General features: G+C 68.5%; 2 protein-coding genes. Both read right to left on the reverse strand.

What is annotated here, in order from left to right; all coding sequences use genetic code 11:
* On the reverse strand, positions 1–734 hold a 734-nt coding region (locus A5712_RS21890; RefSeq protein WP_197519469.1), incomplete at its 3' end, for an acyl-CoA dehydrogenase family protein.
* The coding region (locus tag A5712_RS21895; protein WP_068109659.1) for an acyl-CoA dehydrogenase family protein at positions 731–1,675 on the reverse strand (945 nt) is incomplete at its 5' end. The genes A5712_RS21895 and A5712_RS21890, both read right to left, overlap by 4 nt.

Here is a 1,675-nt window from a genome sequence, read left to right on the forward strand (position 1 = left end):
GCCAGCGCCTCCCGCATCACCCGCCAGCCGTCGCCGACCTCGCCGAGGACGTCACCGGGAAACGCCGGCACGTCGTCGAGGAACATCTCGTTGAGGTGATGCGGACCCAGCATCGACGGGATGGGCCGGACGGTGAACCCGGGCCGGTCCATGGGTATCAGGAACAGGGTGAGCCGCTTGGCTTTTGGCGCGTCGGGGTCGGTGCAGGCCGCTAGCACACACCAGGACGCCATCTGGGCGTACGAGGTCCACACCTTCTGGCCGGTGATGCGCCACCCGTCCCCGTCCGGCACCGCGCGGGTGCGCAGCGAGACGAGGTCGGTTCCGGCCTCGGGCTCGGAAAAGCCTTGGCACCAGATCACATCGCCGGACGCGATGGCCGACAGGTGCTTGGCCTTCTGTTCGTCCGTGCCGTAACGCATGAGCGCCGGGCCGACCCAGTTGATGCCCATGTACTGCGGGCCGCGGGGCTCGTGCTGGGCCCACATCTCCTCGCGCAGCACGGTCTGCTGCCAGACCGAACCGCCGCCGCCGCCATGCTCTTTCGGCCATGCCAGCGCCAGCAGCCCCTCGGTGGCCAACAGCTTGCAGAACGTCTCGGTGGTGGCGAGATCCTGTGGGTTTTCGGTGCAGGCGCCGAGGAAGTCGGCGGGGATGTGGTTGGCGATCAACTCCCGTAAGTGACTTCGGAGTTGTCCGGCGTCCTCGCCGAGGTCGTAATCCATCCGAGTCATCCCTTCGGCAGTCCGAGCAGCCGCTCGGCGATGATGTTGCGCTGCACTTCCGACGTTCCGCCGTAGATGGTGGCGGCCAGCGCGTCCTGGCGTTCGAAGAGCAGATCCGGATCGCTGACCCACTCCTGTCCCCTGGCGACGGCGGCCAGTTCCCAAACGCGTTGCAAGGTAACCGATCCGAGCAGCTTCATGATGTCGGCCTCGGGGCTCGGCCGACCCGCCAGTTCGTTGCCCAGGGCCCGGTATCCGGTGGCGCGCAGCGCCTCGGCGTCGGCCAGCAGCGCGCCGAGCTCGGCGCAGATGTCGTCGGTCGGACGCGCCCCGCGCACCGCGTCGAGCCCGCGCTTGATCTCGACCCAGTTCATGATCCAGATCATCTGGCGCTCGTGGTGCAGCGACGACAACGCGACGTTCCAGCCGCCGTTGAGCGGCCCGAGCAGGTTTTCCGCAGGAACCTCGACATCGTCGAGGAACACCTCGCAGAACGTCTCGTCGGAGATCGAGGCCATGCGGATCGGCTCGATCCGTACCCCGGGCGATTGCAGGTCGAGGATCAGGCAGGAGATGCCGCGGTGTTTCGGCGCCTCGGGGTCGGTGCGGACGTACAGCGTGCACCAGCGCGACTCGTGGGCCTGGGTGGTCCAGATCTTGTGACCGTTGACCCGGAAGACGTCCCCGTCACGCTCGGCCCGGGTGCGCAGCCCGGCGAAATCGGACCCCGCTTCCGGCTCGGACATGCCCAAGGCCCACCACTCGTCGCCGCGCAGCAGGGGAACCAGGAGCCGTTCGATCTGGGCGGGCGTGCCGAACTGGCGGATACCCGGGGCGGCGACGCCGGGACCCTGAATGTTGGGCAGCTTGGGCGCGGATCGCAGCGCCGCCTCGATCCGAACCTCCATCGCCTCACGCAAGCCGAGCGAGCGGCCACCGTGTTCGCGGGG

The organism is Mycobacterium sp. E2327, from assembly GCF_001672675.1.
In the GTDB taxonomy this organism is placed as follows: domain Bacteria; phylum Actinomycetota; class Actinomycetes; order Mycobacteriales; family Mycobacteriaceae; genus Mycobacterium.